At 63.5% G+C, this 24,168-nt stretch carries 25 protein-coding genes and 1 tRNA gene; 16 read left to right on the plus strand and 10 right to left on the minus strand.

The annotated features are described in order from the left end of the window. Positions 1–4: 4 nt before the first annotated feature. The 3 genes from pstB to phoB are packed head-to-tail and all read left to right on the plus strand — an operon-like array spanning position 5 to position 2,212. Positions 5–793: a phosphate ABC transporter ATP-binding protein PstB gene (gene pstB, locus Q4610_RS02600; RefSeq protein ID WP_304534446.1), complete on the plus strand. Its 789-nt coding sequence runs from the start codon at positions 5–7 to the stop codon at positions 791–793. An 18-nt stretch (positions 794–811) separates the two neighbouring features. Beyond that, positions 812–1,507 (plus strand): phosphate signaling complex protein PhoU, encoded by a 696-nt coding sequence (phoU, locus tag Q4610_RS02605; RefSeq protein WP_304534447.1) that lies wholly within the window; start codon positions 812–814, stop codon positions 1,505–1,507. 3 nt (positions 1,508–1,510) lie between these two features. Further along, entirely contained in the window at positions 1,511–2,212 is a 702-nt protein-coding gene (gene phoB / locus Q4610_RS02610) for a phosphate regulon transcriptional regulator PhoB (protein WP_304534448.1), read from the plus strand. Between the two features lie 18 nt (positions 2,213–2,230). Here the strand turns inward: phoB and Q4610_RS02615 are convergent, their stop codons facing one another. From Q4610_RS02615 to recR, 4 genes are all read right to left on the minus strand, one after another. Further along, positions 2,231–2,929, minus strand: a complete 699-nt coding sequence (locus Q4610_RS02615) for a hypothetical protein (protein WP_425262526.1) — start codon at positions 2,927–2,929, stop codon at positions 2,231–2,233. Positions 2,930–3,029: 100 nt separating this feature from the next. Continuing rightward, positions 3,030–3,332 (minus strand): hypothetical protein, encoded by a 303-nt coding sequence (locus Q4610_RS02620; protein ID WP_304534450.1) that lies wholly within the window; start codon positions 3,330–3,332, stop codon positions 3,030–3,032. A 273-nt stretch (positions 3,333–3,605) separates the two neighbouring features. Further along, entirely contained in the window at positions 3,606–4,136 is a 531-nt protein-coding gene (gene def / locus Q4610_RS02625) for a peptide deformylase (protein ID WP_304534451.1), read from the minus strand. A 45-nt stretch (positions 4,137–4,181) separates the two neighbouring features. Beyond that, complete coding sequence (recR, locus tag Q4610_RS02630; protein WP_304534452.1) at positions 4,182–4,778, minus strand: recombination mediator RecR; 597 nt, start codon at positions 4,776–4,778, stop codon at positions 4,182–4,184. Between the two features lie 54 nt (positions 4,779–4,832). On the opposite strand from recR, the gene fmt reads away from it, so the two are divergent. Together fmt and truA are read left to right on the plus strand one after the other, a co-directional pair. Further along, the gene (gene fmt, locus Q4610_RS02635) at positions 4,833–5,741 is read left to right on the plus strand and encodes a methionyl-tRNA formyltransferase (protein ID WP_304534453.1); all 909 of its coding nucleotides are present in this window, start codon (positions 4,833–4,835) and stop codon (positions 5,739–5,741) included. 4 nt (positions 5,742–5,745) lie between these two features. After that, positions 5,746–6,492, plus strand: coding sequence for a tRNA pseudouridine(38-40) synthase TruA (truA, locus tag Q4610_RS02640; RefSeq protein WP_304534454.1), 747 nt, complete (start codon positions 5,746–5,748; stop codon positions 6,490–6,492). A gap of 7 nt (positions 6,493–6,499) precedes the next feature. Here the strand turns inward: truA and Q4610_RS02645 are convergent, their stop codons facing one another. Together Q4610_RS02645 and Q4610_RS02650 are read right to left on the minus strand one after the other, a co-directional pair. Continuing rightward, on the minus strand, positions 6,500–7,468 hold the full coding sequence (locus tag Q4610_RS02645) for a GGDEF domain-containing protein (protein WP_304534455.1): 969 nt from the start codon (positions 7,466–7,468) through the stop codon (positions 6,500–6,502). Between the two features lie 62 nt (positions 7,469–7,530). Then, positions 7,531–8,250, minus strand: coding sequence for a queuosine precursor transporter (locus tag Q4610_RS02650; protein WP_304534456.1), 720 nt, complete (start codon positions 8,248–8,250; stop codon positions 7,531–7,533). Between the two features lie 70 nt (positions 8,251–8,320). Here Q4610_RS02650 and Q4610_RS02655 point away from each other — a divergent pair. Continuing rightward, a tRNA-Arg gene (locus Q4610_RS02655) sits at positions 8,321–8,397 on the plus strand. 247 nt (positions 8,398–8,644) lie between these two features. Further along, on the plus strand, positions 8,645–9,658 hold the full coding sequence (locus tag Q4610_RS02660) for a hypothetical protein (RefSeq protein WP_304534457.1): 1,014 nt from the start codon (positions 8,645–8,647) through the stop codon (positions 9,656–9,658). Between the two features lie 63 nt (positions 9,659–9,721). On the opposite strand, the gene Q4610_RS02665 is transcribed toward Q4610_RS02660, so the two are convergent. From Q4610_RS02665 to fsa, 3 genes are all read right to left on the minus strand, one after another. Then, entirely contained in the window at positions 9,722–11,770 is a 2,049-nt protein-coding gene (locus Q4610_RS02665; RefSeq protein WP_304534458.1) for a hypothetical protein, read from the minus strand. 64 nt (positions 11,771–11,834) lie between these two features. Continuing rightward, complete coding sequence (locus Q4610_RS02670; RefSeq protein WP_304534459.1) at positions 11,835–12,035, minus strand: hypothetical protein; 201 nt, start codon at positions 12,033–12,035, stop codon at positions 11,835–11,837. A 240-nt stretch (positions 12,036–12,275) separates the two neighbouring features. Continuing rightward, a complete protein-coding gene (gene fsa, locus Q4610_RS02675) occupies positions 12,276–12,929 on the minus strand; it encodes a fructose-6-phosphate aldolase (RefSeq protein WP_304534460.1) in 654 nt (217 codons plus the stop codon). A 130-nt stretch (positions 12,930–13,059) separates the two neighbouring features. Between fsa and Q4610_RS02680 the strand changes: the two genes are divergently transcribed. Genes Q4610_RS02680 through Q4610_RS02690 form a run of 3 tightly spaced genes read left to right on the plus strand, consistent with a single transcriptional unit; the run spans position 13,060 to position 16,108 of the window. Beyond that, positions 13,060–13,722, plus strand: coding sequence for a DUF2490 domain-containing protein (locus Q4610_RS02680; RefSeq protein ID WP_304534461.1), 663 nt, complete (start codon positions 13,060–13,062; stop codon positions 13,720–13,722). Between the two features lie 38 nt (positions 13,723–13,760). Next, positions 13,761–15,932, plus strand: coding sequence for a primosomal protein N' (locus tag Q4610_RS02685; RefSeq protein WP_304534462.1), 2,172 nt, complete (start codon positions 13,761–13,763; stop codon positions 15,930–15,932). Further along, the gene (locus tag Q4610_RS02690) at positions 15,932–16,108 is read left to right on the plus strand and encodes a DUF1289 domain-containing protein (protein WP_304534463.1); all 177 of its coding nucleotides are present in this window, start codon (positions 15,932–15,934) and stop codon (positions 16,106–16,108) included. Before Q4610_RS02685 ends, Q4610_RS02690 begins: the two co-directional genes overlap by 1 nt. A gap of 261 nt (positions 16,109–16,369) precedes the next feature. Here Q4610_RS02690 and ada read toward each other — a convergent pair whose 3' ends face one another. Continuing rightward, positions 16,370–17,431, minus strand: a complete 1,062-nt coding sequence (gene ada / locus Q4610_RS02695; protein ID WP_304534464.1) for a bifunctional DNA-binding transcriptional regulator/O6-methylguanine-DNA methyltransferase Ada — start codon at positions 17,429–17,431, stop codon at positions 16,370–16,372. Positions 17,432–17,541: 110 nt separating this feature from the next. Between ada and Q4610_RS02700 the strand changes: the two genes are divergently transcribed. From Q4610_RS02700 to Q4610_RS02725, 6 genes are all read left to right on the plus strand, one after another. Further along, a complete protein-coding gene (locus tag Q4610_RS02700) occupies positions 17,542–19,089 on the plus strand; it encodes a S1C family serine protease (protein ID WP_304534465.1) in 1,548 nt (515 codons plus the stop codon). A 201-nt stretch (positions 19,090–19,290) separates the two neighbouring features. Next, positions 19,291–19,845, plus strand: a complete 555-nt coding sequence (locus tag Q4610_RS02705) for a F0F1 ATP synthase subunit delta (RefSeq protein ID WP_304534466.1) — start codon at positions 19,291–19,293, stop codon at positions 19,843–19,845. Positions 19,846–19,847: 2 nt separating this feature from the next. After that, positions 19,848–21,377 (plus strand): F0F1 ATP synthase subunit alpha, encoded by a 1,530-nt coding sequence (gene atpA, locus Q4610_RS02710; RefSeq protein ID WP_304534467.1) that lies wholly within the window; start codon positions 19,848–19,850, stop codon positions 21,375–21,377. A gap of 107 nt (positions 21,378–21,484) precedes the next feature. Continuing rightward, on the plus strand, positions 21,485–22,369 hold the full coding sequence (locus Q4610_RS02715) for a F0F1 ATP synthase subunit gamma (protein WP_304534468.1): 885 nt from the start codon (positions 21,485–21,487) through the stop codon (positions 22,367–22,369). A 21-nt stretch (positions 22,370–22,390) separates the two neighbouring features. Beyond that, on the plus strand, positions 22,391–23,836 hold the full coding sequence (gene atpD, locus Q4610_RS02720) for a F0F1 ATP synthase subunit beta (RefSeq protein ID WP_304534469.1): 1,446 nt from the start codon (positions 22,391–22,393) through the stop codon (positions 23,834–23,836). A 56-nt stretch (positions 23,837–23,892) separates the two neighbouring features. Then, on the plus strand, positions 23,893–24,147 hold the full coding sequence (locus Q4610_RS02725; RefSeq protein ID WP_304534470.1) for an ATP synthase F1 subunit epsilon: 255 nt from the start codon (positions 23,893–23,895) through the stop codon (positions 24,145–24,147). Positions 24,148–24,168 lie beyond the last annotated feature (21 nt).

Genomic DNA, 24,168 nt, shown 5'->3' on the forward strand with positions numbered 1-24,168 from the left:
ACCCATGACAGAAGCACAAAACAGCCTGGCCATCGCCAATCCGAAGATGTCGGCGCGCGACGTCAAGGTATTTTACGGCGAAAAGCAGGCCATCAAGGGCGTGTCGATCGATGTCGACATGGACCATGTCACCGCCTTCATCGGCCCGTCGGGCTGCGGCAAGTCGACCTTCCTGCGGACGCTCAATCGCATGAACGACACGGTCGCGTCGGCGCGGGTCGAAGGCGAAATCACGCTGGACGGCGAGAATATCTACGCATCATCCATGGACGTGGTGCAACTGCGCGCGCGGGTGGGCATGGTGTTCCAGAAACCCAATCCCTTCCCCAAGTCGATCTACGAAAATATCGCCTATGGCCCGCGCATCCACGGCCTGGCCGCGGCCAAGGCGGACCTGGACGTGGTCGTCGAAAAGTCGCTGCGCCGCGCCGGGCTGTGGGAAGAGGTCAAGGACCGGCTGCACGACAGCGGCACCGCCCTTTCAGGCGGGCAGCAGCAGCGACTGTGCATCGGCCGCGCGATCGCGGTGGAACCCGAAGTCATATTGATGGACGAGCCTTGCTCCGCGCTCGACCCGATCGCGACCGCCAAGATCGAGGAACTGATCCACGAACTGCGCGGCCGCTACGCCATCGTCATCGTCACGCACAACATGCAGCAGGCCGCGCGCGTGTCGCAACGGACCGCCTTTTTCCACCTGGGCGAACTGGTCGAATATGGCGTGACATCGGACATCTTCACCAATCCCCGCCAGGAGCGGACCAAGGACTATATCACCGGGCGCTACGGCTGATCCGGGGGAGAGACAGACATGGCAGAACATACGATCAAGGCCTTTGATCAGGAAATGGACACGCTGCGCGGATTGATCGCCGAAATGGGCGGTCGGGCGGAAGCGGCGATCGAAAATGCGATGCTGGCGCTGCAACGCCAGGACAAGGTGCTGGCCGCCGAAGTCGTCGCCGCCGACAAGCGCATCGACGTGATCGAGGCGGAAGTCGAAAAGCTGGCGATCGAAATCATCGCCCTGCGCGCGCCGATGGCCAACGACCTGCGCGACGTGATCGCCGCGCTCAAGATCGTGAGCGTGATCGAACGCATTGGCGACTATGCCAAGAATATCGCCAAGCGCGTGCCGCTGATCGCGACCAACACGCGCATCCATGAACCCATTTCCCTGCTGCCCTCCATGGGGCAGGTCGCGGGCGAGATGGTGCATGACGTGCTCAATGCCTTTGCCGCGCGCGACGCCGACCTTGCGCTGGCCGTGGTCGAGCGGGACACGGTGGTCGATGATTTCTACAATAGCGTGTTCCGCACGCTCGTCACCTTCATGGTCGAAAATCCTAAGACGATCAGCGAGTGCGCGCATCTTCTGTTCATCGCCAAGAATATCGAGCGGATCGGCGACCATGCGACCAACGTCGCGGAAATGGTCTATTATGCCGCGACCGGCCAGACCCTGCCGGAGCGTGAGCGCGGCGCCGACATGCAGCCGGAGGACTAGACCATGGCACGAGCGAAAATGCTGCTGGTCGAGGATGACGCGGCCCTCGCCGAACTGCTGATCTGGCATTTCAAGCGTGAGGATTTCGAGGTCGCCCACACGGTCGACGGCGAAGAAGCGCTGCTGATGGCGCAGGAAAGCACGCCCGACATCGTGCTGCTCGACTGGATGGTCGAAAGCCTGTCGGGCATCGAGGTGTGCCGCCGGCTGCGCCGCATGAACGGCACCGCCAATGTGCCGATCATCATGCTGACCGCGCGCGGCGAGGAAGAGGATCGCGTGCGCGGGCTGGAAACCGGCGCGGACGATTATGTGACCAAGCCCTTCTCCCCGCGCGAACTGGTGGCGCGGGTCGGCGCGGTATTGCGTCGCGTGCGCCCGGCACTGGCCGGCGAGACGCTGACCTTCGCCGATGTCGAGATGGACACGGTCGGCCACAAGGTGCGCCGCAGCGGCCAGGTGATCCCGCTCGGCCCGACCGAGTTCCGCCTGCTCAAGCATTTCCTGGAGCATCCCGGCTGGGTCTTTTCGCGCGAACGGCTGCTCGACAGCGTATGGGGCCAGGACAGCGACATCGAACTGCGCACCGTGGACGTGCATATCCGCCGCCTGCGCAAGGCGATCAATGGCGACGGGCAATATCAGGACATCATCCGCACCGTGCGATCGGCCGGCTATGCGCTGGATACCGAGGGTGTTGGCTAAACCGGGGCGCGCGACGCCCTAACCGGAGACGCCCGCCAAAAACGGCTGCACCCGCAGTCTTGGGAAAACCTCTTCGATCGGCTTGCTGTCGGGGGTCACATAGACATAGCCGCCCTTGCGGCGGAACAGCGGCGCGAGTTTCGCATAGAAGAGCCTGGGCACGTTGATGCAGCCGAAGGTGATGCGATTGTCGTCGATCGCGGGGGACAGCATCCGTTCGCGGCGCTTCTCCTTCGGATTGCCGGGCGGGATGGTGTGGAGCGCAACCGAGGTCGTATAATCGACCCACAGCACCTTCTGCCTGCCGGCCGCGACACCGAATTTGGCGAGGAAGCGCCCGGCAGGGGTGGTCTTTTCGGCCGGGCCGATCTCCGCAAGGCTCTTGGCGCCGATGCCGGGGGTCGCGTCATCGCCCAAGGCAATGCCGACCAGCGTGGGGGCGTCGGCCAGCGGCTTGCCCTTTGCGTCGAACAGGAAGGCGCCTGCCCCCTGCTTGTCGATGATGATATAGGGCAGGCCATGATTGTCGCCCGACGCCGCGATCCAATCAGCCACGCGGCTGGCGCCTTCCGATCGGGCACGGGGCGCCGGAACAGGCTTCGGCGCGGCGGGCTGCTCAGCCTTGGCGACGGTCGGCGCGGGCTTTCTGGCCGGCCTTGCCGCCTGCGCCGGCAGCCCGGCGGCCAGCGCGCACAGGGCCAGCACCGTCATACTCATCTTCATCGTCAACAGCACCCGGACGGAAAAAGGGTCGGCGCCAAGAGGGAAGCGCCGACCATGAGGGAACATCATATATGTTGGTTTATGCCGCGTCGCGTCAGTTGCGCGCGCGCTTGCGCTGGGCTTCGGCCAGACGCTGCTCGACGCCATCGACACGCCCGTTGAGCTGGTCGAGCCGCTGGCCATTGGCCTGCGACTGGGCGGAGGCGGACTGGGCTTCGGCGAGCGCCTGCCTGGCGGTGCCGTCGGTCTGCTGCAAACGCTGGTCCAGCGCGTCGACGCGCTGGTTCACGGTAGCGACCTGTTCGCGCACGAAACCCTTTGTAGCGCAGCCTCCCAGGCTGACAGAACCCGCCAAAATCAATGCCGTAGCGGCAATTTTTGTCATAGACGGCGACATTTTATTCTCCTGATGGTCAAAATGACCAACCAATGCCAAGCCGAGCGCGGGGGGAGCGACAATGCGATTTTGTCAAATCGTGCATGGCGTCCGGTGAATGGAAGGGCCGTATCGGACCAATTACGGGCAGTTGAACGGCCGCTTAACCAGCCGGGGAAACGGACCGCTTTCGGGCACCATTGGCCGTTCCAGCCATGAAGCGCACTGAGTGCGAAAATCAGGCCCCGGCCAGCATGGCCGGGGCCTGGTCATTTCGTCCAGCAACCAGCCATGTCAGGCGGCGCGGCGCGCCTTGTTCAGTTTCTTGAGCAGCATGTCGCGTTTCAGGCGCGAGAGATGATCGATGAAGAGAATCCCCTCCAGATGGTCCATTTCATGCTGGAGACAGGTGGCGAGCAGCCCTTCAAGCTGTTCTTCATGAATGCGGCCTTCGCGATCCATCCAACTGGCGCGGATCGCCGCCGGGCGCTCCACATCGGCATATTGGTCGGGCACCGACAGGCAGCCCTCCTGATAGACCGACTGTTCTTCCGATCCTTTGAGGATTTGCGGGTTGATGAATACCAACGGCTTCTTGACCGGCGGCGCGCCTTCTTCGTCCGATTGAGGTTCCTGAAGGTCGATCACCAGCATCCGCTTGGGAACGCCGACCTGGATCGCGGCCAGGCCGATGCCCGGCGCATCGTACATCGTTTCGAACATGTCGTCGATCAAGCGCTGGAGGTCATCATCGATTGCCTCCACCGGGGTCGAAATGCTGCGAAGGCGCGGGTCCGGCGCCTCAAGGATCGGAAGAATTGCCATGGTCCGAACATAGACGGAACGCGGCGATATTTCAAGCCGAAGGCCCTACCCCATCGGCCGTCGCGCCCGCAGCGCCTGGGCCAGCGTGCCTTCATCCAGATAGTCGAGTTCGCCGCCGACCGGCACGCCATGGGCCAATTGCGTAAGGCGGATCGGGAAGCGTTCGAGCCGCTCGGCAAGATAATGGGCGGTGGTCTGCCCCTCCAGCGTGGCGTTCATCGCCAGCACCACCTCATCCACGCCCCCCTGCTCCAGCCGGGCGACGAGCGCATCGATGGTGAGATCCTCAGGTCGCACCCCCTCCAATGCCGACAAGCGCCCACCCAGCACATGGAAGCGACCGGGAAAGAGACGCGATTTGTCGAGCGCCCAAAGGTCCGCCACATCCTCCACCACGCAGAGCGCGCGCGGATCGCGCCGGTGGTCTGTGCAGATGCCGCAGGGATCGAGCGTATCGACATTGCCGCAAACATGGCAGGTGACGAGCCGTTCGTTCACCGCCTCCAGCGCGCGCAGCAGCGGCGCCATCGCGCTATCGCGCTTCTTGATCAGGTGCAGCACCGCACGCCGCGCCGAACGGGGGCCAAGGCCGGGCAAGCGGGACAGCGCCTGGGTCAGCGCCTCGATTTCTGGGGATAGCATGGAACAGAGATAAAGGCTTGCAAGTCGTCCCGACAAGAGGTTTGAGCATCCATCATGCGTATCATCTACATGGGCACCCCCGATTTTGCCGTTCCCGCGCTCGATGCGCTGGTGCAGGCGGGGCATGACATCGTCGCTGTCTATAGCCAGCCGCCCCGCCCGGCCGGTCGCGGCAAGGGGCTGCGCGCGTCCCCGGTCCAGACCCGTGCCGAGGCATTGGGGCTTGCAATATACACGCCCGCGTCACTGAAGGACGCCGACGTGCAGGCCGCCTTCGCCGCACTGGACGCCGATGTCGCGGTGGTCGCGGCCTATGGCCTGATCCTGCCACGCGCGGTGCTGGACGCGCCACGCCATGGCTGCATGAACATCCATGCTTCGCTGCTGCCGCGCTGGCGCGGGGCGGCGCCGATCCAGCGGGCGATCCTGTCGGGCGACAATGTCACCGGCGTTACCATCATGGACATGGAGGCGGGGCTGGACACCGGGCCGATGCGCGCCAAACATGTCACCCCGATCGAGGACAAGACCGCCGGCAGCCTGACCGCCGAACTGGCCCAGGCCGGCGCGGAACTGATGGTCGAGGTGCTCGACGACATAGCGCTGCACCCGCCGATGGCCCAGCCGGAGGCGGGCGTCACCTATGCGTCCAAGATCGACAAGGCGGAATCGCGGATCGACTTCGCGCGGGGCGCGCATCAGGTCGAACGGCAGGTCCGCGCCTTCAACCCCTTCCCCGGCGCCTTTTTCGAATATCGTGGCGAACGATTCCGTATCCTGGCCGCCCATGTCGAACATCATGCCGGACCTGCGGGCGCATTGCTGGACGACAGCCTGCTGATCGGCTGCGGTCCTGACGCGATCCGCCCGACCCTGATCCAGCGCGCGGGCAAGGGCGCGATGACGCCGGGCGAATTGCTGCGCGGTTACGAGATGCCGGCGGGGAGCCGGGTGGACGGTTGAGCGCATGACCCGCTTTGCCTTCACCGTCGAATTTGACGGCCGCCCCTTCATGGGCTGGCAGCGGCAGGCGCATGGGCCGAGCGTGCAGCAGCGACTTGAGGATGCGATCCTGGCCGTCACCGGCGAGCGCGCGGTCATCCATGCCGCCGGGCGCACCGACGCGGGCGTCCATGGCCTGGCGATGCGCGCCCATGCCGATGTTGCCAAGGACATCGCGCCCTTCCGCCTGATGGAGGCAATCAATGCAAAGCTGCGGCCGGATCCGGTCGCGATCCTGGCGTGCGAGCCGGTCGCCGGCGACTGGCATGCGCGCTTTTCCTGCATCGGCCGTGCCTATGTCTATCGCATCGCCAATCGCCGTGCGCCGCTGACGTTCGAGCGGGGGCTGGTCTGGCGCGTGATCCAGCCGCTCGATGCAGACGCGATGCAGGAGGCGGCGCAGATATTGGTCGGGCGGCATGACTTCACCACCTTCCGATCGGCCCATTGTCAGGCGCAAAGCCCGGTCAAGTCGCTCGACCGGCTGGACGTGGCGCGCGACGGCGACCGCATCGCCATCCATGCGGCGGCCCGATCCTTCCTGCACCATCAGGTGCGATCGATGGTCGGATGCCTGGCACTGGTCGGCATGGGCCGCTGGACCGCGGACGACCTGCGCGCGGCGCTGGAGGCAAAGGATCGCGCGGCGCTGGGGCTGAATGCGCCGCCGGACGGGCTATATTTCATGCGGGCAGATTATCCGCCCGCATGAAGGCCGGTCAGGCGAATATGGTGGTATAAACCCGATTCTTGCCCGCCCGCTTGGCCGCGCGCATCGCATCGTCGGCGCAGGCGATCAGGTGATCCAGATTGGTCACGCCGGCGGTGTCGGCGGTGACAAGTCCGAAGCTGCCGCTGATCCCCATGCCGATATCGGCCAGTGCCCGACGCGCATTGTCGGCGACAGCACGGGCCGCCGCCGCATCGCATCCCGCGAGGAGAACAAGAAATTCGTCGCCGCCGATGCGCGCGACAAGCGCACCCGCCCCCGCCATTGCCGTGAGCAGCCGCGCAACATGGGTCAGGCAATCGTCACCGGCGGCATGACCGCGATCGTCATTGAGCGACTTGAAACCGTCGAGATCGAGGAAGATCAGGCTGGCCCCTTCACCCCGTTGCGCGCCATCGGCCAGACTATCCTTCGCCCGGCAGGCAAAGCCGCGCCGGTTGAGCAATCCGGTCAGCGGATCATGGCCCGCCTCGAAACTGGCCTGGCGCAGGTCGGATTGATCCTCGATCACCGCGACGTAGAATTCGGGACGATCCGCGTCGTCGCGAATCATGGCCACGGTCAGATTGATCCAGATAATTGTCCCGTCAGCCCGGATATAGCGCTTTTCCATCGTGTACCGTGGCAGTTCACCGGCATGCAGCCGCGCCAGAAGCGTTTCGTCAGCGCTCAGGTCATCGGGATGGGTGATCTGTCGAAAGCCGGTGCGAATCAGCGTTTCGGCGTCATAGCCGCTGATTTCGCAGAAGCGCGGATTGACCAGCAGGAACCGGCCATCGAGCGCCACATGGGCGATACCGACCGGCGCGTGCAGAAAGGTCGCCTCGAAACGCCGCTGGGCCTGCGCCAGGGCAGAGACAAGTATCTCGTCCGGCGGCACGGCCTGGATCGAATCCGGGGAAGGGGTAGATTTGCATGAAGGCGATTCGGTGAATTGCCAGTGCGACTGCCTGCTCATCACCCCCTATTGCGCGGAAAATGCTAAACAGAAGCTTATCGCGCCGCACACTCGTACAATAGTCAGAGGCGGGCCCGGAAAGGCGTAAAATCGGTGCCCGTGTCATAGACATCCAGCCCTTCGCGACGCTTGAGGGCATTCACCACGGCATAGGTGACGGGGGTGAGCACCGCTTCCCAGCCGACCTTCATCGCCCAGTTCGTTACCATCACGGTCAGCACCTGTGCGTTGCTCCAGTCGCCATAAAAAGCGAGCGGGTAGAAGAGCAGGCTGTCCACCCCCTGCCCCACGATCGTCGAGCCGATCGTCCGCATCCACAAATGCCGCCCTTGCGTCAGCAATTTCATCCTGGCGAGCACGAAACTGTTGGCGAACTCCCCGGCCCAAAAGGCGCAGAGTGAAGCGAATACGATACGCCAGGTACTGCCGAACACCGCTTCATAGGCCCCCTGGCCGGACCAGCCGGCGGCCGGCGGCAGCGCGACCACCACCCAGCTCATCAGCGCCATGAACAGCATCGCACCGAACCCCGCCCAGACGCAGCGCCGCGCGCGCGCATAGCCATAAACTTCGGTCAGCACGTCACCGATGACATAGCCCAACGGAAAAAAGAGGATGCCCGCCCCGAAGGTGAAGCCGCCCACGGTCGACAGCTTGGCCGCGCCGATCAGGTTCGACAGCAGCAATATGGCGACGAAGGCCGCCATGAAGAAATCATAGTAGCGCAGCGGACGCCCGCCCAGCGCCCCGGCATCGACCTTGTGAACCGCCCCTTTGCTCATGGCGATCATGCTTATCGCGCGGTCAGGCGATTGCAAGCCATCGCGACGCCCGCTATCGCGGCAGGCGCACGGCCCCGTAGCTCAGTTGGATAGAGCATTCGCCTTCTAAGCGAATGGTCGCAGGTTCGAATCCTGCCGGGGTCGCCAATTCGGCCTGTTTCAGGAACCTTGCCTGCCTTCGCGATTTTGAGCCTAGTGTCGCAAGGCAGGATCGGACCGGAGAGTGGTAATGAGACGGGTTGCAATTGCCGGATGCGCGTCTCTGCTCTGCGGGTTGACGGTTTCAGGATCGGCCCAGACACCTGCACAACCGGAGATTTATGACTGGCTGGTCATGAATGTGTGTGTTGACGCAAAAGGAAATGCAACGCGCGCGACACCATTTCAATGTCCGTTGTCGCAACAGCGCGATCTGCGCCCGGACGAAGCGATAGCTTACGCCCATGCCGACTTCCCCAATGCAGGCAAGGCGGGCGGCTGCCGCAATCTGGGCATTTCGCGTCGCTATGGCTATCCGTTGAAACAGGGCGGCAGTGATGAAGCGGGCACCCGATATCGGCTGATAGTCGGCTGGACCGATTATCCACCACTGAAAGACCCCTGCGGTTTCGGCAGGTTCGATGCGCGCGACATGGCGACCATCGTTGCCGTGGGGCCAAAGGGCGCGAGCCTGGTGGGCGCGCATCATCATAACCAATGGTTCCTGACGCTGGGCGGCCAGGCGGCACAAAAGGGCCGCCGCGGCACCGCGCGCTTCATGGATAGCTGGGCCTTTCCTGGCCAGGTCCCTGCGTTGGGACAGACAGGCTGGAGCAATTTCACACGCAAAACTTTGAAAAGCGACACACCCGCCTTCCCCACCCAGAGCCTGCAAGCAGACACGAACGCCCGACAGCTTCGCCCCACACTCCAGATATGGAAGCATATCCGCTTTCAATATGGATCGGCCGCCATGCCATCCGCCACGCTAGACACGCTGCTGCACATCCCCTTCACCAGTGCGAGCGAGGGTGGTCCGGGGGCTGCGCGCGGTTCCGAACATATCTACCTGACCCGTGAACTGGGCTATGTCACACGATGGGAGAACTGGGCGCGTGACGATGCACCTCGCGATGTGTTGGGGCTGGCGAAGCGCGCCTATGCGACAGCGACTTGTTCAAAGCCGGGCGCGATAGAAGGAAGGGTTGCACCTAATCTGCGGATGGGGCCCGTAGTCGATGACAAGGCTTCGGGCCTGTACAGGCAACAGGTGACTGGCACGACCGTCGACGGCCGGACAGAAACGCATATGTGGTACATGATCGGATGTCATGATTTTACCAATGTGCAGCCGACCCCGGCATTGACACCCGAACGGCTGGTTGGCGAAAATACGTTCGGCTCCCCCTTCATGGCGCAGTTCCGTTAAAATCGGATCGCATTTTCATCCGGCCACCTGGTGCACGACAGTCGCGTACAGCCATCTGTTCATTCACCTGGGAAGGCGCTGCACCTTCAGATTTTTGAAAAACCGCCTGATCCGTTTATATAAGCTTGGCGATGCTTGGCTGACACTCTTCAGTCGGATGAAATTGGGATGCGTCCCGACGAAAGCGGTCGAATCCGCATAGTCGAACGAGCCAAATGGCAAGCCATGATCCTCTATATTGGCGATACGTACGTCATCAATCCCCTGCACGGTCTGCAACGTCGTGTAGAGAGAATTTTGATCCACCCACCAGGCCGATTCTTTCGTCCTGATCGCACGCCCAAGATAGCGGCGCATGTCCTGCGCGACCTGACGGGCAACGATCGATTGGTTGCGATCACTGAGATAGAGACAGGCGGCGTTGACAATAGACCAGGGCAAAAGCCGCGGATAGCGATAGATAAGGCCCCAAGGCTTGGCCGCCTGGCGGACGGTCCGAACACGATCATAGATGCGGAAAGCAACGTCACAGTCGGTATCGGACAAGCGATTGAGAAATTCGTCAGGCGATTTGGTGAAAGTCACGTCGATGTCGGTCAGGATGATCTGCTTGGCGACATGCCGCAAAAAATCCTCTGCGCGCAGAAAGCGCATGCTGGCATAATAGGCCGGAAGCGCGAAGGCGGGGCGTTCCCAGGAAAAAGATATATCGTCAAAGCCCGACAACTCGGTTGCCACTGCGGCGGCCGCTTCGTCCCACGTCGGCGCTGCGATATGGAAATGCAGTCGCACTTTGCCACCCGCAGCACGCGCAGACGCAGCATAGGCTTTCGCATAGCGTCCAAAATATCCAAGATCGGCACAACAGACATAGGCCAGTGCCACGCGATTCACATCACGGAAACTTGTTTCGATCCGGGCCAATCCATGCTCGTCCGTCTCGTCCAGATTGTCGAACAGGCTGCTGGCGCCGCTCAGCGACAACTGGTTGACCAGCGTTGCGGACTTCGAAAAATATCCGACAAATTTGTCCGATCCGGACAGAAAATGGTCGATCCCTAAAAGGAAACAATTTTCGCCGATCGATTCGTCGGTGCAGGACAGGCGCATCTTTTCCAGAATGTCGGCACGGAATCCGTCATCCTGCCAGAACTTCCGTGTCTGCGCCGCACATTCCAGCATCCGTTTGGCAACATCCGTCAATTGTGATGCCACCGCGAAGCGCGCATATTCCTCTACAATCGCCAGTTTGATTTCTTCATCATCGGGAAAGACCGAAAGGAAGAGATCCTTCAGGCGCACCAGCGCCCTGGCGCCTGCCGCGCCACGCTGATCGAGAAAGTCCCAAACCTCCGTCAGGGATGGACCATCTTCCACGGCGTCAATGGCCTGGATCCGCGCCGCGCGCACCTGCGCTTCGAGTTTGCGGGCAAAAATATGGTCGGCCAGCACTTCACCGACGGGACTATCCTGTAGCGAGGCAAGGATATGGTCGACCTGAGCCGCAATTTTGGGACGGTAAGGCCGGCGATAGACTCGCCTGACAATGTCTATGGCCTCTTCGAGATAATCGGGTTCACGCTTGATCAGGCCAGCCGCCAGCTTGAGCGCTTCCATTTCCTTCTTCATCGTCAGCCGACGATGGATTTCAACCACCAGTCCGTGATCATCCGAATGGCGGGAAGCGGCGCGAAACAGGGCATCGAACGCCGCAGGCGCGTCTGCCACCTCGTAATTCACGCTCCGCCGTTTGCCGAGCGACAGTTCACGCGCCATGTGCAGCGCAAACTCGGCTCGGCTGGCTGTCAGATCGGCATCATCCTGATCCATGTCCTCAGCCAGATGCGCCGCCGCCGCGTCCACTTTCTCGATGGCGAAATTAAGCCGTGCGCGATGCAGGCTGCGTGTGCCGAGCAACGGGGGCAGATCGATTGCATTGAGTTGCGCCAGCGTAGCGTGGATTTTGTCAAACTCAGGGGTTCTCTTGGTATGGGCGGTACTCAGGCGTTCTGCTTTACCAAAAGTTTCGTCATGCGCAGACAATGCCTTGCCCAACTGAGAATTAGACATGAATCCTCCTTTGATGCCATCGACAGTGTGGCGATGAAACAAGGCGGGTCAAGTAATGAATAATGCAATTTATGTGACGACGAAGAAATAATTCGTTACGGATATGTCAGAATCGGCCTGGAAACTCAGAAAAATTCGACATCCAGATTCCTGAACGCAGGAAGATTTTCAGGTTCATTATGGATTGTTCCCGATCGAACGCCGCGCGCCATCTGGCCTTGTTCAGCCATTCGGTATGGCCGATGCAGTCGCCATTAAAGGCCGATGGTGCAGGTTTGATGCGTCCTTGCGCGCGCAGCGCGCGCAAGGACGCAGTGGGTCAGCCAGATTTCATCCCGCTCTAGCGACGCAGTGCAGGCGGGAAACGGGGCCGTCATGCCAATCCGGGCAAGGATGGCGCCGCGCCATCCTGCTGCGCGCCACGGCTACGTCCTGCGGGACGAGCAACGCACGGCGCGCATCTCCTCTATCCGCTCATGCATGAAGCATGAGCGGGACCGGGCGTCGGTTCCCGGAGAGTTTTGACCAGAAGGCCGGTGCCGGTCTTTCAGAGAATCGTCTGGCCGGTCTTGGCCCAGTCGGCGGCGAAGCCTTCCAGCCCCTTGTCGGTCAGCACATGCCTGGACAGCATCTTGATGACGGACGGCGGCGCGGTCATTACGTCGGCGCCGATGCGGGCGCTTTCCAGCACATGGATCGGGTGGCGGACACTGGCGACCAGAATTTCGGTGTCGAACCCGTAATTGTCGTAGATCAGGCGGATATCACCGATCAGCGCCATGCCGTCGAAGCCATTATCGTCATGGCGGCCGACGAAGGGCGAGATGAAGGACGCGCCAGCCTTGGCCGCGAGCAACGCCTGGTTGGCCGAGAAGCAGAGGGTGACATTGACCAGCGCGCCATCGTCGGTCAGCGCCTTGCAGGTCTTGAGCCCGTCGATGGTGAGCGGCACCTTGATGCAGACATTGTCGGCGATCTTGCGCAGCACTTCGGCTTCCTTCATCATCGTCTCATGGTCGAGCGCGACGACTTCGGCGGACACCGGGCCATCCACGATGCCGCAGATTTCCTCGACCACTTCCAGGAATTTGCGACCCGACTTGTGGATCAGCGAAGGGTTGGTGGTCACGCCATCCAGCAGGCCGGTGGCGGCCAGTTCGCGGATGTCGGCGGTGTCGGCGGTGTCGACGAAGAATTTCATGGGGAACTCCGGGGATAGAACGAATCGCGCCGCTTTAGCCGCTGGCGGACGGATTCGCCATGGCGGCGGCATGAATTGCATCCGGTGGCTGGTACGCCTAAGCCGCGCGCACCTTTCCAAAGGACCAGACATGCCCCGATCGCCGCGCGCCCGCCTTCTGCCAGGGCTTTGCCTGTTGCTGCCGCTTGCCACCCCAGCGCATGCCGCGACGGAGGAAAGCCAGTTCTGGCTGACCGAACAGGCGACCTTCCACGCCAGCGCCGCCGATAGCGTCACCATCGATTCAAGCCAGCGCCTCCGGTCCGACGCGCGGAGCGGCGGCGAACAGTTTCTGGCCCGGATCGCGCTGGATCACGCCATTGCGCCCCACCTGCAACTGGGCGGCGGCATCGCCTATCTGGAGAGCGAGACGGACAAGGAGCTGCGCCTGTTTCAGCGCATGATCCTGACCAAGGGCGTCTGGCTGAGCCGCACCCAGATCGAACAACGTTTTTTCAGCACGGCGGACGAGGCCAGTTGGCGGCTGCGCCAGCGGGTGCAGGCCGCGATCCCGATCGACCGGGCAAAGCGATGGACGGTGATCGCGGCGACCGAAATCTTCTTTCACCTCAACCGCGCGCGGCCGAGTGACAAGACAGGGCTTGCGATGATGCGCCACCAGATCGGCCTGCGTCATCCGATCGCCAGAGCGGTGGACGCGCAATTGCTCTATATGCGGCAGCAGAATTTCCGCGACGGGCGACCCGATATCGTGTCGCACATCCCCTGGCTGACGCTGAGCTGGCGGCTCTGACGATTTGCCTGTCGCGCCCGGCGCGCTAAGGACGGTGCATGTCCTCCCGCGCCCGTGTCCTGATCCTCAACGCTGCCCTTGGGCCGCTCGACTATCGCGTGCCGCACGGCATGACCGTCAAGCCCGGCAGCATCGTCATAGCGCCGCTGGGGCCGCGCCAGTTGATCGGCGTGGTGTGGGAGGAGGATCGCTTTCCCGATGTGGAGACAGTCGGCGACAACCGGCTGCGCAACCTGATCGAGGTGGTGGACGCGCCACCTTTGCCCGAAACGCTGCGGCGGCTGATCGAATGGACCGCGGACTATTATCTCAGCCCCCCCGCCGCCGTGCTGCGCATGGCGCTGTCGTCCATGGCGGCGCTGGAGGGCGCACGCACGGTGATCGAATATCGCGCCACCGGCGCGGTGCCCGACCGCATGACCGAGCAGCGGCGCCAGGCACTGGAACGGATCGGGGAGCGGCAGGGGCTGATCCGCGAACTTGCAATGATCGGCGGGGTGAGCGACGCAGTGATTCGCGGCCTCATCAAACAGGACATCTTCGAGCCGGTGGAGGTGAGCGTCGACACGCCCTTCCCGATGCCCGATCCCGCCCATGCGCAACCTGTCCTGTCGGACGCGCAAAGAGCCGCCGCGACCACCATGGCCGATGCGGTGCGGGCGCAGGATTTCGCGCCGTTCCTGCTCGACGGCGTGACCGGATCGGGCAAGACGGAGGTGTATTTCGAGGCGATCGCGGCGGCGATCCGGGCGGACCGGCAGGTGCTGGTGCTGCTGCCGGAAATCGCGCTGACCGAGCCGTTTCTGGAGCGGTTCGAGAAGCGGTTCGGGACCGTGCCCGTCAACTGGCATAGCGGCCTGCGCCAGAGCGAGCGGCGGCGGGCGTGGCGCGCCATCGCTTCGGGCCAGGCGCAGGTGGTGGTGGGCGCGCGGTCGGCCTTGTTCCTGCCCTATCCGAACCTCGGCCTCATCGTCGTGGACGAAGCGCATGAGGCCAGCTTCAAGCAGGAGGATGGCGTCCATTATCATGCCCGCGACGTGGCGGTGATGCGCGGGCTGATCGAGAAATTCCCGGTCATCCTGGCGTCAGCCACGCCGGCGATCGAAACGCGCCATCAGGTGGAACTGGGCCGCTATGCGGAGATCAAGCTGCCCTCGCGCTTCGGCGGGGCGGAGATGCCCGGAATCGAGGGTGTCAACCTGCTGACCGATCCGCCTGAGCGCGGCCGATGGATCGCACCGCCGCTGGTCAAGGCGATCGACGCGGTGATGGCGAAGGGCGAGCAGAGCCTGTTGTTCCTCAACCGGCGCGGCTATGCCCCGCTGACCCTGTGCCGCCATTGCGGCTATCGCTTCCAATGCCCCAATTGCACCGCCTGGATGGTCGAGCATCGGCTGACGCACCGGCTGGCCTGCCATCATTGCGGCCATCTCGTCCCCGCGCCGCGCCGCTGCCCGGAATGCAAGGAAGAGGATTCGCTGGTGGCCTGCGGCCCCGGCGTCGAGCGCATCGCGGACGAGGTGAAGGCGCTCTGGCCCCAGGCACGCATCGCCATCGCCACGTCCGACACACTCAGTTCCCCGGCCCGCGTCGCCGATTTCGTGAAATCGGTCGAGGCTGGCGACATCGACATCATCGTCGGCACGCAGCTTGTGACCAAGGGCTATCATTTCCCCAACCTGACCCTGGTGGGGGTGGTGGATGCGGACCTGGGGCTGGAGGGGGGCGATCTGCGTGCGGCCGAACGTACCTTCCAGCAGATCGTGCAGGTGGCCGGGCGCGCCGGACGCGGCGAGAAGCCGGGCAAGGTCTATATCCAGACGCGGATGCCGGGCAGCGAGGTGATCAGGACGCTGATCGACGGTGACACCGAGCGTTTCTATGCCGTGGAGACGGAAAACCGGCGGCGGGCCAATGCCCCGCCCTTCGGCCGCTTCGCCGCGATCATCATATCGAGCGAGAATGCCGACGAGGCGGCGCAGACGGCGCGGCTGATCGGCAAGTCCGCGCCGGTGATCGAGGGGATGCGCGTCTATGGCCCCGCCCCTGCTCCGCTGTCCGTCCTGCGCGGGCGGCATCGCCACCGGCTGCTGATCCATGCGACGCGGCAGGTGGATGTGCAGGCGGCGATCCGCGAATGGCTGGGCAATCTGGCGTGGAAGGCGGGAACGCGGGTGGCGGTGGACGTCGATCCCTACAGCTTCATGTGATGGACACGCCACTGGTCAGTCCGTGCCGCAACCTGTGTGCGCTCGACCGGGCGCGACAGACCTGCACCGGATGCGGCCGGACGATCGACGAAATCGTCCATTGGCGCAGCATGACCGATGCAGATCGCGCTGCGGTCATGAAGCGGGTGGCTGACTTCCGGCTTTTGCGTTCTTAGCCTCCGCGTCGAATTCCGCCTTCAACCTGAGCGCGGCGTCGCGCATGTCCGTGGAACAGTTTCCCCTACGCTCCCATGTCGAATTTACTGCCCTTTTCATGCCGCGCCAGCACGACATCAGCAGACCGCTTCGCAGTCATATAGAAGCCGCTAAAAGCCGCCGATATTGGGATTGCCAGTGAGCCTCTGCTTCTTCCCGTCGCCAATATCGAAAGACAAAGTGGCCGAACGGCCCGCCGATGGAAAGACGAATTCAATCCATTATTTACGCTTTTCGCGGGCAAGCAGCGCCTGTTTCCTGTCCAGCCCCCAGGCATAGCCACCCGCGCTCCCATCGCTGCGCAGCACACGATGGCAGGGGATCAGAACGGCCAGATTATTGCCGCCGCACGCCGTCCCGGCGGCGCGCACCGCCTGCGGGCGGCCGATCGCCGCCGCGATATCGCCATAGCTGCGCGTTTCGCCCGGCGGGATGGCGCGCAGGGCGGCCCAGATGGCCTGCTGGAATGCGGTGCCCTGCACATCGACGGGCAGGTCGGCCCCGGCGGCCGGATTTTCCACCAGCGCCGCGACCCTCTGGGCCATGGCGTCGAGCGCCGTGTCGGCGGGCCGGAAGTCGGCATGAGGAAAGCGCACGCGCAGGTCAGCCTCGCCCTCGCCAAAGCTGATGCGGCACAATCCCTTGCCGGTCGCGGCAACCAGAACCGGCCCCAGGCTGCTGTCGATCGTGCGCCAGCGGATCGTAACGCCGCGCCCGCCATCCTTCCAGGCGCTCAGGCTCATGCCCAGATGCTTCTCCGCGTCGGCATAGGCGCGGCTCGGCGCATTATAGCCGGCCTCGTAGATCGCCGCCGTCACGCTGCCCGCCTGGCCCAGCGCATCCTTCAGCCGCTCGGCGCGCAGGCCGCGCGCATAGGCGGCCGGGGTCAGGCCGGTTTCGCGTCTGAACAGCCGGTGAAAATGATGCGGGGCATAGCCGACATGATCGGCGAGCGCCTCCAGTCGGAGGGGTTCCTCCGTCGCCTCGATGAAAGCGATGGCGGCCGCCACCGCCAGCCGGTCGCGCCCGATCTCGTCCGGGTGGCAGCGCAGGCAGGCACGATAGCCCGCCGCCCGCGCCGCCACCGGATCAGGGAGGAAGGTCATATTCTCCCGCTTCGGGTGGCGCGCGGCGCAACTGGGCTTGCAATAGATGCCGGTGGTGGCGACGCAGCCGACGAAGCGCCCGTCCATCGCCCGGTCACGCGCCAGGAAGGCGGCCCAGCAGGCATCATCGTCCGGCATGGGCGAAGGAGCAGGTTCGAGGCGAGTCATCTGGTTCATGCCTATGGAATAATGGTCCGCGCTTGGCCATGCTTCCCGCGCCTTGCTTTCAAAAGGCTGCGGCATTTCCCGATTGCGCCACGCGCCGCTTCGCATATGAATGCCCGTCAATGGTCGCCCTCCTCCGCCGCTTCGCCCTTATCCTCGCCCTGATCGCGCCGGGCATCGCCCATGGCGAGCAGCAGGACATCGCTGCCGCCGCGCGCGGGGTGGTGCGCGTGGCGCTGGTCGCGACCGACGGGTCGGACGCCTATTTCGTCGGTCATGGCAGCGGCTTTGCCGTCGCGCCCGACAAGATATTGACCAACGCCCATGTCGTGGAACTGGCGCGCGAAGAGAAGAATCTCGTCATCGGCATCATCCCGTCGGAGGGCGCGAAAACCTATGGCGGGCGAATCATTGCCTATTCGCCGGGCAATGACCTGGCGCTGATCCAGTTGGAGGAAGGCCGCCTGCCGGTGTCGACCTTCTATGCCGGTGCCGTGACGGACGGGCAGCATGTCACCGCAATCGGCTATCCCGGCACGGTCGACAGGGCACAGGGTCTGGGCCTCAAACAGATGGTGGAACCGTTGGCGACAGTTAAGACCAGCGGCAACATTTCGTCCGGCCGGGCCAGCCGGAGTTTCGACACCCTGCTCCACACCGCACCGCTGGCCGCGGGCAATAGCGGCGGGCCGCTGGTCGACGATTGCGGCCGGGTGCTGGGCGTGAACAGCTTCGGATCGGTGTCGGACGGCAATGATGCGGAATTCGGCTTCGCCGTATCCTGGCGGGAGGTCGCGTCCTTCCTGCGGCAGGCGGGCGTCTCGTCTCTGCACACCATCGTCGGCTGCCGGTCGATGGCGGAGGCCGATGCCGCCGACGCCAGCCTGACCCAGCGCGAGGCACAGGCGAGCGAGCAGAAGGACCGCGCCAGCGCCGATGCGCGCGAACAGGCGCTGGCCAGAGCGCGCGACGATGCGGAACGCGACGTCATCACCGCGCGCGAAAACGCAATGGCGGGGGCCGCCGTGCTGCTGGCGCTCGCGGTGCTAGGGCTGGGCGCGGGCGGGCTGTTCTATAGCCAGGGCAAGGAAAAGCCGGCGAGCTGGCTGATCGGCGGCGGCGGCGTGTTGCTGCTGGCGGCGCTGGCCCTGTTCTTCCTGAAACCCAGCTTCGCCAGTATCGAGGAGCGGGTGAAGCTGCCGGAGGACAAGAGCGTGACCAGCAACGGCGCCTTCGCCTGGGCCGGGGACAATATCTGCAAGGTCGACCTCAACCGCAGCCGCCTGACCGTATCGCAACCCAATGACATCGGCTTCAACTGGGCGGAGGGCGGCTGTGTCGATGGCGACAGCCAATATGTGTCCGTCGGCACCCGATGGCAGCGGCCGACCGTGCCCGACGAGCATAATTTCGTCGCCACCAGCCAGTTCGACCCGGCGACCGGCACGCTGCGGGTCCAGCGCTGGCTGCCCGACCTCGACACCATGGACAAGGTGCGTGCGCTGGTGAAAGACAGGCCGATCAAGGGGTGCGGCAGCGACTCCGACCTCCTGGGCCGGATCGCGACGCTCCAGGGCGACATGACAGCGTTGCTTCCGGCCCAGCCCAATGAGCGGATTGTCTATCATTGCCAAAAGGGCCGGCTTGCCCCGGCTGATCCTGCCGAATAACCGATTCGGCACAGCCTTTTTACTCAGGCAAATGGCCATGATTTCGCACTATTGATGGAATCGTGTCACATGACTTGCATAGTCATAAGCCCGCTGCTAACCGGCCGGGCAACAGGGGTTCGGGACGGCAACAGACCGCGCCCCCTTTTTGCATGACCGGCATATGATATGCCGGAACGCCAAACGGAGGACGGTAAGCGCGTGGAGACTACCGGCGGTATTCAGGCCAGCCTCAGCGGCCGCTATGCGGTGGCGCTGTTCGATCTGGCCCGCGACGCACAATCGCTCGATACGGTGGCTGAAAGCCTCGCCGCCATCAAGGCTGCGCTGGCCGAATCGGCCGACTTCAAAGGTCTTATCAACAGCCCCGTGCTGAGCCGCGAGGCAGCAGGCAAGACGATCGCCGCCGTCGCATCCGCCATGGGCATCGACGGGCTGACGACGAAATTCCTCGGCGTGCTTGCCGGGAACCGTCGCCTGGGCCAGCTTCCCGCGGTCATCCGCGCCTACGAAACGCTGCTGTCGAATCACAAGGGTGAAGCCCGTGCCGAAGTGACGAGCGCTCACCCCCTCACCAAGACCCAGATCAGCGCCCTGGCCAAGAGCCTGAAAGCCCGTGCCGGCCGCGATGTCGCGGTCGAGGCAAAGGTCGATCCCGCGATCCTGGGTGGCCTCGTCGTCAAGATCGGCAGCCAGATGATCGATTCCTCCATCCGCACCCGTTTGAATAGTCTCGCTTTGGCGATGAAAGGCTGAACATGGATATCAACGCCGCAGAAATTTCGAAGGTCATCAAGGACCAGATCGCCAATTTCGGCACCGAAGCGCAGGTTAGCGAAGTCGGTTCCGTGCTGACCGTGGGTGACGGCATCGCCCGCGTCCATGGCCTCGACAACGTCCAGGCGGGCGAAATGGTCGAATTCGCCAATGGCGTGCAGGGCATGGCCCTGAACCTGGAAGCGGACAATGTCGGCGTCGTGATCTTCGGGTCCGACAGCGAGATCAAGGAAGGCGACACCGTCAAGCGCACCGGCACCATCGTCGACGTGCCCGTCGGCAAGGGCCTGCTGGGTCGCGTCGTGGACGGCCTGGGCAACCCGATCGACGGCAAGGGTCCGATCGTGTCCGACCAGCGCATGCGCGTCGAGCGCAAGGCGCCCGGCATCATCCCGCGCACCTCGGTCCACGAACCCGTGCAGACCGGCCTCAAGGCCATCGACACGCTGGTTCCCGTCGGCCGTGGCCAGCGCGAACTGATCATCGGCGATCGCCAGACCGGCAAGACCGCCGTGGCGATCGACACGTTCATCAACCAGAAGGCCGCGAACGCGGGCGATGACGAGAGCAAGAAGCTCTACTGCATCTATGTCGCGATCGGCCAGAAGCGCTCGACCGTGGCCCAGATCGTCAAGCAGCTCGAAGAAAATGGCGCGATGGAATATTCGATCGTCGTCGCCGCGACCGCTTCGGAACCCGCCCCGCTCCAGTATCTCGCCCCCTATACCGGCGTGACCATGGGCGAATATTTCCGCGACAATGGCATGCACGCGGTCATCGTCTATGACGATCTTTCGAAGCAGGCCGTTGCCTATCGCCAGATGTCGCTGCTGCTGCGTCGTCCTCCGGGCCGTGAAGCCTATCCGGGCGACGTGTTCTATCTGCACAGCCGCCTGCTGGAGCGCGCGGCCAAGATGAACAAGGAAAATGGCTCCGGCTCGCTGACCGCTTTGCCGATCATCGAGACGCAGGCGGGCGACGTGTCGGCCTATATTCCGACCAACGTGATTTCGATCACCGACGGCCAGATCTTCCTGGAAACCAACCTCTTCTATCAGGGCATCCGTCCCGCCATCAACGTGGGTCTGTCGGTGTCGCGCGTGGGTTCCGCCGCGCAGACCAAGGCGATGAAGAAGGTGTCCGGCTCGATCAAGCTGGAGCTGGCCCAGTATCGCGAAATGGCGGCTTTCGCCCAGTTCGGTTCGGACCTCGACGCCTCGACCCAGAAGCTGCTGAACCGTGGCGCGCGCCTGACCGAACTGCTCAAGCAGGCGCAATTCTCGCCCCTGCCCTTCGAAGAACAGACCGCGTCGATCTTTGCCGGCACCAACGGCTATCTGGACGCAATTCCGGTCAAGGACGTGACCCGCTACGAAGAGCTGATGCTGGCCTATCTGCGCCATGATCATGCCGACGTGCTGACCACGATCCGCGACAGCAAGGATCTGGGCGACGACGCCAAGGCGAAGCTCAAGGCCGCGCTCGACAGCTTCGGCAAGACATTTGCATAAAGTAAATTTCGTCATCCCAGCGAGGGCTGGGATCTCAGGCCGCTGGGGATATCCCAAAAGGCACGAGATCCTGGCCATCGTCAGGATGACGAACTGAAGGGTTCGTCATGGCAAGCCTCAAGGAACTGAAGATCCGGATCGGGTCGGTCAAATCGACCCAGAAGATCACCAAGGCCAAGCAGATGGTCGCCGCCGCGAAGCTGCGCAAGGCGCAGGCCGCAGCGGAAGCAGCGCGCCCCTATAGCAGTCGCCTGGAAGCGGTCGTCGCCTCGCTCGCGTCGAAGATCGCGGGCGGTTCGGGCGAAGGCGCATCACCGCTGCTGGCCGGCACCGGCAAGGACGATGTCCATCTGCTGGTCGTCGCCAACTCCGATCGCGGCCTTGCCGGCGCGTTCAACGCAAACATCGTGAAGGCCGCGCTGGCTAAGGCGCGCGAACTGGAACTGGACGGCAAGAAGGTCCTTTTCTACCTGATCGGCCGCAAGGGTCGTCCGGTGATCAACCGCACCTATCCGGGCAAGATCGTCGCCCAGTTCGACACTACCGGCACCAAGGAGCCGGGCTTCGCCCAGGCGCAGGCGGTCGCACAGGAACTCAGCCAGATGTTCCTCGACGGCAAGTTCGATGTCGCGCACCTCTTCTATTCGCGCTTCAAGTCGGCGCTGGCGCAGATCCCGACCGAGCAGCAGATCATCCCGGTCAAGATCCCGGCCGACGCCGACCGCAACGCCATCCCCGCCACGGTCGAATATGAACCGAGCGAGGAAGCGATCCTGGACGACCTGTTGCCGCGCAACATCTCCATTCAGTTGTTCAAGGCGCTGCTGGAAAACAACGCATCCGAACAGGGCGCGTCGATGACCGCGATGGACAATGCGACCCGCAACGCCGGCGACCTCATCAACAAGCTGACGATCCAGTATAACCGCAGCCGCCAGGCCGCGATCACCACCGAACTCGTTGAAATCATTTCGGGCGCCGAAGCCCTTTAAGTGCAGGCAAGGACAGCAGTCATGGCAACCACCAACAATGTAGGCCGCATTTCGCAGGTCATCGGCGCCGTCGTCGACGTGACCTTCCCCGATGCGCTCCCGTCGATCCTGTCGGCGCTGGAAACCAGCAACAACGGCCAGCGGCTGGTGCTGGAAGTCGCCCAGCATCTGGGCGAGAACACCGTCCGCACCATCGCGATGGACTCGACCGAAGGGCTGACCCGCGGCCAGGACGTGACCGATACCGGCGCGCAGATCAGCGTTCCCGTTGGCCCGGCCACGCTCGGCCGCATCCTGAACGTCGTGGGCGAACCCATTGACGAGCGCGGCCCGATCGCGACCGACATGCGTTCGCCGATCCATGCCAAGGCTCCCGAATTTGTCGACCAGTCGACCGAAAGCGCGATCCTGGTGACGGGCATCAAGGTCATCGACCTGCTCGCCCCCTATGCCAAGGGCGGCAAGATCGGCCTGTTCGGCGGCGCGGGCGTGGGCAAGACGGTGCTCATCCAGGAGCTGATCAACAACATCGCCAAGGGCCATGGCGGCACGTCGGTGTTCGCGGGCGTGGGTGAGCGGACTCGCGAGGGCAACGATCTCTATCACGAGTTCCTCGACGCGGGCGTCATCGCCAAGGATGCCGATGGCAACGCCATCTCCGAAGGCTCCAAGGTCGCGCTCGTATACGGCCAGATGAACGAACCGCCGGGCGCCCGTGCGCGCGTCGCCCTGTCGGGCCTGACCATCGCCGAATATTTCCGCGACGTCGAAAATCAGGACGTGCTGTTCTTCGTCGACAACATCTTCCGCTTCACCCAGGCAGGCGCGGAAGTGTCCGCTCTGCTCGGCCGTATTCCTTCGGCCGTGGGCTATCAGCCGACCCTGTCGACCGACATGGGCCAGTTGCAGGAGCGCATCACCTCCACCAACAAGGGGTCGATCACCTCGGTGCAGGCCGTCTATGTTCCCGCGGATGACTTGACCGACCCGGCACCGGCGACCTCGTTCGCGCATCTTGATGCGACGACCGTTCTCAACCGCGCCATTTCGGAACTGGGCATCTATCCGGCGGTCGATCCGCTCGACTCCACCAGCCGCGTGCTGGAGCCGCGCACCGTGGGCCAGGAACATTATGACACCGCTCGCGCGGTCCAGTCGATCCTGCAGAAGTACAAGTCGCTGCAGGACATCATCGCCATTCTGGGCATGGATGAGCTGTCGGAAGAGGACAAGATCACCGTCGCCCGCGCGCGCAAGATCCAGAAGTTCCTGTCGCAGCCCTTCCACGTCGCCGAAGTCTTTACCGGCATCAGCGGCAAGTTCGTCCAGATCGAGGACACGGTGAAATCGTTCAAGGCGGTCGTCGAAGGCGAATATGACCATCTGCCCGAAAACGCCTTCTACATGGTCGGCGGCATCGACGAAGCCATCGAGAAGGCCAAGAAGCTGGCCGCCGAAGCGGCGTAAGCACAACCGATCTAACCCTCTCCCGTCTGCGCGGGAGAGGGCAAGAGGATTGAAAAATGGCACTGCATTTCGAACTCGTGACCCCGGAAAAGCTCTTCCGTTCGGAAGACGTCTATCAGGTGGTCGTCCCCGGCGCCGACGGCGACTTCGGCGTGCTGGAAGGCCATGCCCCCTTCATGTCCACGGTGCGCGACGGTGCGCTCCAGATCTTCCGCAGCGCAGGCGCCGCGCCGGAAATCATCCCCGTGCAGGGCGGCTTTGCCGAAGTGAATGAAAAGGGCCTGACGGTTCTCGCCGAAAAGGCCGGCTAGATCGCCACAGATTGCCGGATC

This window comes from Sphingobium cyanobacteriorum, from assembly GCF_030580935.1.
GTDB lineage: Bacteria > Pseudomonadota > Alphaproteobacteria > Sphingomonadales > Sphingomonadaceae > Sphingobium > Sphingobium cyanobacteriorum.

Excerpts from the sequence above, each read along its gene's own strand:
- atpD (WP_304534469.1), top strand. The coding sequence starts at position 22,391 with ATGGCAACCACCAACAATGTAGGCCGCATTTCGCAGGTCATCGGCGCC.
- Q4610_RS02645 (WP_304534455.1), bottom strand. The coding sequence starts at position 7,468 with ATGAGCAGGCAGTCGCACTGGCAATTCACCGAATCGCCTTCATGCAAA.
- fsa (WP_304534460.1), bottom strand. The coding sequence starts at position 12,929 with ATGAAATTCTTCGTCGACACCGCCGACACCGCCGACATCCGCGAACTG.
- atpA (WP_304534467.1), top strand. The coding sequence starts at position 19,848 with ATGGATATCAACGCCGCAGAAATTTCGAAGGTCATCAAGGACCAGATC.
- Q4610_RS02725 (WP_304534470.1), top strand. The coding sequence starts at position 23,893 with ATGGCACTGCATTTCGAACTCGTGACCCCGGAAAAGCTCTTCCGTTCG.
- Q4610_RS02680 (WP_304534461.1), top strand. The coding sequence starts at position 13,060 with ATGCCCCGATCGCCGCGCGCCCGCCTTCTGCCAGGGCTTTGCCTGTTG.
- Q4610_RS02615 (WP_425262526.1), bottom strand. The coding sequence starts at position 2,929 with ATGAGTATGACGGTGCTGGCCCTGTGCGCGCTGGCCGCCGGGCTGCCG.
- phoU (WP_304534447.1), top strand. The coding sequence starts at position 812 with ATGGCAGAACATACGATCAAGGCCTTTGATCAGGAAATGGACACGCTG.
- pstB (WP_304534446.1), top strand. The coding sequence starts at position 5 with ATGACAGAAGCACAAAACAGCCTGGCCATCGCCAATCCGAAGATGTCG.
- Q4610_RS02620 (WP_304534450.1), bottom strand. The coding sequence starts at position 3,332 with ATGTCGCCGTCTATGACAAAAATTGCCGCTACGGCATTGATTTTGGCG.
- ada (WP_304534464.1), bottom strand. The coding sequence starts at position 17,431 with ATGAACCAGATGACTCGCCTCGAACCTGCTCCTTCGCCCATGCCGGAC.
- truA (WP_304534454.1), top strand. The coding sequence starts at position 5,746 with ATGACCCGCTTTGCCTTCACCGTCGAATTTGACGGCCGCCCCTTCATG.
- Q4610_RS02690 (WP_304534463.1), top strand. The coding sequence starts at position 15,932 with ATGGACACGCCACTGGTCAGTCCGTGCCGCAACCTGTGTGCGCTCGAC.
- Q4610_RS02650 (WP_304534456.1), bottom strand. The coding sequence starts at position 8,250 with ATGAGCAAAGGGGCGGTTCACAAGGTCGATGCCGGGGCGCTGGGCGGG.
- Q4610_RS02685 (WP_304534462.1), top strand. The coding sequence starts at position 13,761 with ATGTCCTCCCGCGCCCGTGTCCTGATCCTCAACGCTGCCCTTGGGCCG.
- fmt (WP_304534453.1), top strand. The coding sequence starts at position 4,833 with ATGCGTATCATCTACATGGGCACCCCCGATTTTGCCGTTCCCGCGCTC.
- Q4610_RS02700 (WP_304534465.1), top strand. The coding sequence starts at position 17,542 with ATGGTCGCCCTCCTCCGCCGCTTCGCCCTTATCCTCGCCCTGATCGCG.
- phoB (WP_304534448.1), top strand. The coding sequence starts at position 1,511 with ATGGCACGAGCGAAAATGCTGCTGGTCGAGGATGACGCGGCCCTCGCC.
- Q4610_RS02715 (WP_304534468.1), top strand. The coding sequence starts at position 21,485 with ATGGCAAGCCTCAAGGAACTGAAGATCCGGATCGGGTCGGTCAAATCG.
- recR (WP_304534452.1), bottom strand. The coding sequence starts at position 4,778 with ATGCTATCCCCAGAAATCGAGGCGCTGACCCAGGCGCTGTCCCGCTTG.
- def (WP_304534451.1), bottom strand. The coding sequence starts at position 4,136 with ATGGCAATTCTTCCGATCCTTGAGGCGCCGGACCCGCGCCTTCGCAGC.